Annotated in this window: 5 protein-coding genes; 2 read left to right on the plus strand and 3 right to left on the minus strand. The window is 70.2% G+C overall.

Annotated elements, in window-relative coordinates; translation table 11 throughout:
• From JCO01S_RS15090 to JCO01S_RS15100, 3 genes are all read right to left on the minus strand, one after another.
• On the minus strand, nucleotides 1-715 hold a 715-nt coding region (locus tag JCO01S_RS15090), incomplete at its 3' end, for a sensor histidine kinase (RefSeq protein WP_245634468.1).
• Between the two features lie 38 nt (nucleotides 716-753).
• On the minus strand, nucleotides 754-1,512 hold the full coding sequence (locus tag JCO01S_RS15095) for an ABC transporter permease (protein ID WP_068257626.1): 759 nt from the start codon (nucleotides 1,510-1,512) through the stop codon (nucleotides 754-756).
• Nucleotides 1,509-2,504 carry an ABC transporter ATP-binding protein gene (locus JCO01S_RS15100; protein ID WP_084342995.1) on the minus strand — a complete coding sequence of 332 codons (996 nt, stop codon included), beginning with the start codon at nucleotides 2,502-2,504 and terminating at the stop codon, nucleotides 1,509-1,511. Before JCO01S_RS15100 ends, JCO01S_RS15095 begins: the two co-directional genes overlap by 4 nt.
• Nucleotides 2,505-2,646: 142 nt before the next feature.
• Between JCO01S_RS15100 and JCO01S_RS15105 the strand changes: the two genes are divergently transcribed.
• Both JCO01S_RS15105 and JCO01S_RS15110 read left to right on the plus strand, forming a co-directional pair.
• Nucleotides 2,647-3,045 (plus strand): hypothetical protein, encoded by a 399-nt coding sequence (locus tag JCO01S_RS15105; RefSeq protein WP_068257629.1) that lies wholly within the window; start codon nucleotides 2,647-2,649, stop codon nucleotides 3,043-3,045.
• A gap of 51 nt (nucleotides 3,046-3,096) precedes the next feature.
• Nucleotides 3,097-3,960, plus strand: a complete 864-nt coding sequence (locus JCO01S_RS15110) for an MOSC domain-containing protein (RefSeq protein WP_068257631.1) — start codon at nucleotides 3,097-3,099, stop codon at nucleotides 3,958-3,960.
• Nucleotides 3,961-3,982 lie beyond the last annotated feature (22 nt).

Here is a 3,982-nt window from a genome sequence, read left to right on the forward strand (position 1 = left end):
CGGTTGCGCGCACCTCGGCGAGCGACTGGCGGGTGATGGAGCGGATGTCGGCCAGCTCGTCCTTCGCCCGCTGTGGGTCGACCTCGACGAGCCGCTCGGCCAGGTCCGCCTTGAGCGAGACGACGGTCAGCGAGTGGCCCAGCACGTCGTGCACGTCGCGGGCGACCCGGTCCCGCTCCGCCGAGACGGCGAGGGAACGGCGCGCCGCCTGGTGGCGCTCGTCGCTGAGGGTGAGCCGGCGCAGCAGCAGTCCGAAGCCGCCGATGAGGACGGGGAGGAAGAGGTAGGGCCAGGTCTGTGTGGTGTCGCCACTGACGAGCAGCATGATGCCGGCGCCAACCACGGTCGCCACGACGATGGGAGCGGCCCACCGGTCAGGAAAGCTCCACGCGGCGATCGAGGCGAGGAAGGGAGTCATCCCGAGCGCGTCCACGCCGATGATCCCCGTGAGGGCGAGCATGATCGCGATGCTGACCGCGAAGCCACCGACGACGACGAGCAGGTCCTCCCGGGACCAGCCGCAGCGCAGTGCCGCCTGTCCGCGCAGGAACGCCCACAGGTAGAGCGCGGCGAAGACGACGATGGCTCCGACGCCGAGGAACCGCAGCAGCGGCCGGTCGACCGTCTGGTCGACGACGGCGGCGATGGGGAAGGCGAGGAAGACCAACCAGATGGCGGCGAGGAGCCAGCCGTGGCGGGCCCAGGGGTCCGGCACGCTCTGCTCCCGGAGCCCGAGCCCCGCCGCCGAGGTGGTCACTGGCGTTCCCGACCCCGGCGTGCCAGCAGCACCGTCGCCACGGCCATGATGATCGTCCACACCACCACGTTAGCCAGTGGGACCCAGAGGCTCTCGTGCGCGAGGTTGCCGGCCATGTCCACCGAGTAGCCCTCGGTCAGCGGGTACCGGGCGAGGGAGACCATCCCGTAGAGGGGAGTGAACTTCGCGATCGTGAGCATGACGCCTGACAGCGGGATGAAGATGTTGCCGAGGAAGGCGAAGATCACGAGCGATCCGGATGCGGCTCCGACCGCGGACTCGGAGCGGAAGGCGAGGCCGAAGATCAGGCCGTACAGGGCGAAGACGGCTGCCCCGAAGAGCACGATGGCGGCGGAGGCCACCCAGACCCAGGCCTCCCCCTTCGCCCCGGTGGCGATGCCGATCCCGTAGATGATGATGATCGGGATCAGCGCGATGGCCAAGGCTATGAGCGCCTTGCCGGCGACGTAGGAGCTGTCGCGAAGGGGGGTCAGTCCCAGCTGTCGCCCCCAGCCCTGCTGGCGCTCGACGGCGGCCTGCCCCCCGATGCTGACCGTGGCGGTCACGGCACCGTAGACGGCCATCGAGATCATGATGTACAGGGCGACGTTGCCGCGGCCGATGTCCTCCGATCCGAAGGTCTGCGCCGCGCCGAAGACGACGTACATGAAGGCCGGGAGGACGGCGATGAAGAACAGGCCGACGTAGTCGCGGCTGATCCGTTTCAGCTCCAGTCCGATGATCGTGGGGTTCATCGCGCCTCCTCGGCGTCGTCGGTGTCGGCCGGCATCTCGTCCCCGGTGATGGCGAGGAAGGCCGCGTCGAGCGAGGCCGTCGTGACCTCGAGGTTGGTGCCGCCGAGCTCGGTGAGCAGCAGTCGGGCCAGGGCGTCGGAGTCCTCACCGATGGCGGTGACCCGGTCACCGGCGGTGGTCACCCGGCTCGTCCCCGGAAGGGAGCGGAGCCGCTCCACGGCAGCGTCGACGTCCCCCCTGCGGACGTCGGCGCTGACGGTCCGGCCGCTGCCACGGGCCCGGATCTGCTCCGTGGTCCCGTCGGCCACGACGCGACCGGCGGACATGAGGATGATCCGGTCGGCGAAGTCGTCGGCCTCCTCGAGGTAGTGGGTGGCGAAGAGGATCGTGCGGCCGCGGTCGGCGTCGGCGTGCATGGTGCGCCAGAAGTCCCGCCGCGCGGTCACGTCCATCCCGGCCGTGGGCTCGTCGAGGACGAGCAGGTCCGGGTCGGGCAGCAGGGCCAGCGCGAAGCGGAGCCGCTGCTGCTCCCCGCCGGACAGCTTGGAGACCATCCGGCCCGCCTTGTCCGCCAGACCCGCCTGGTCCAGCACGTCCTCGACCGGCTGGTGCTCGGGGAAGGTGGAGGCGGCGAAGCGGACTGTCTCGCGCGCCGTGAGGTCACGCAGCAGGCCCCCGGTCTGCAGCACCGCCGAGACCCGGCCTGCTCGCACGGCCGCTCGGGGCTCCTCACCGAAGGTGGTGAGCGTGCCCGTGTCCGGCCGGGTCAGGCCGAGGATCATGTCCAGCGTGGTGGTCTTGCCGGCCCCGTTGGGGCCGAGGATCGCGACCACCTTCCCGGAGGCGATGTCGAGGTCGATCCCCGCTACGGCACGGACGGTCTCGCCGCCGGTCCGGAAGGACTTGGTGACCCCCTCGAGGTGGACGCCGGTGCCCTTGCTCGTCGGCGCTCGCAGCGTGCTCGGTGGTGTGCCTGTACTGGTCGATGCCATGGCTTGATCCTGTCGGTTCCGCACCACCCGCGACCATCCCCTCATGTCACGAGTCGGCCATGACAGGTGTCATGTGGGGTGAAGTCGGTGCAGGATGGTGGTGAGGCCCGCACAGGGCGCACCCGGGACTCAGGAGGAGAACGTGGGCGCAGCAGTCGAGATCCGTACCGGTGACATCGACCCGGTGCACTTGAAGGGCAAGAGCGTCATGCTGGGAGACACCGAGCTGGGGGTCTTCGACGGCACCGAGAGCACCCTGCGGTTCGAGATCCCCGCCGGTCGTCACTACCTGATGCTCAAGGAGGGGCTGAACACCTCCGAGCCCGTGGCCTTCCTCGTGCAGCAGGGCCACTGCGCGCAGCTGACTCTTCGGGAGTTCCACGCGGACATGTTCTCGGTCGTCTTCGGTGGTTGGTACGCCCTGAAGCGCACCGGAGACGTCGTCGAGCACGCTGTCCACGGGGAGAGCACCCACGCGAGCGGTATGGGCGCGCCGGGTGCGCAGGAGATCCCGGTGGACGAGGTCTCCGCCGAGGCCTGAGCGGCCGGCCTGCCGTTCACCCGCGGCCGAGGGAGTGGCAGCATCGGGGCCATGCGGGTTACCCAGGTACGCATCTATCCGGTCAAGTCCCTCGGCGGCATGGACGTCGAGCGGGCTCGCGTGGAGCCGTGGGGGCTCGAAGGGGACCGCCGCTGGGCCCTCGTGGACGAGGCGGGTGAGAAGGTCACCGCCCGCGAGGTCCATGCCCTGCTGGGGCTGCGCGCCGAGCAGGTGGACGAGGAGACCATCCGGATCCATGACCGTGACGGTGACAGCATCCCCATCGACATCCCGTTGGGGCTCCCACCGGTCCCGGTCAGCCACGCCCGGCAGGGCTTCGCCAACCCCGCCGACCAGGACGTCGGCGAGTGGATCAGCGAGCGCGTCGGTCGGCAGCTGCGGTTGGTCTGGCAGGAGGACCCGAGCGTGCGCTCGGTCTCCGGTGCACACGGCGGGCTCGAGGGGGACACGCTCTCGCTCGCCGATGCGGGGCCGTTGATGATGACCTCCCAGGCTTCGTTGGCCCGGTTGCAGGAGTGGGTCGACGCGGAGGCCGACCAGCCGGACCCGGAGGGGATGGAAGCTGATGACATCAGCGACTCCGACTCCGTCGGGGGCCGGGACCCGCTGAGCATGCTGCGCTTTCGCCCGAATGTGGTCATCGACGGTGGCGAGCCGTTCGCCGAGGACGAGTGGGAAACGCTGCGGATCGGGGATGTGGAGTTCCGCAAGGCGGAGCTGTGCGACCGGTGTGTCATCGCCACGATCGACCCGGTGACGCTGGCTGGCGGGAAGGAGCCGATCCGGACGCTGTCCCGGCACCGACGCTGGGACGGGAAGACATGGTTCGGTACCCGTCTGGTGCCGACCGGCGCCGGGGAACTGCGGGTCGGCGACGAGGCCGTGCCCGGCTGACTCCCGTGACGCGGCCATCGCA

The organism is Janibacter corallicola NBRC 107790 (genome assembly GCF_001570965.1).
In the GTDB taxonomy this organism is placed as follows: Bacteria; Actinomycetota; Actinomycetes; order Actinomycetales; family Dermatophilaceae; genus Janibacter; species Janibacter corallicola.

Coding starts and splice junctions, on each gene's coding strand:
- JCO01S_RS15100 (WP_084342995.1), bottom strand. CDS start 2,504: ATGGCATCGACCAGTACAGGCACACCACCGAGCACGCTGCGAGCGCCG.
- JCO01S_RS15095 (WP_068257626.1), bottom strand. CDS start 1,512: ATGAACCCCACGATCATCGGACTGGAGCTGAAACGGATCAGCCGCGAC.
- JCO01S_RS15110 (WP_068257631.1), top strand. CDS start 3,097: ATGCGGGTTACCCAGGTACGCATCTATCCGGTCAAGTCCCTCGGCGGC.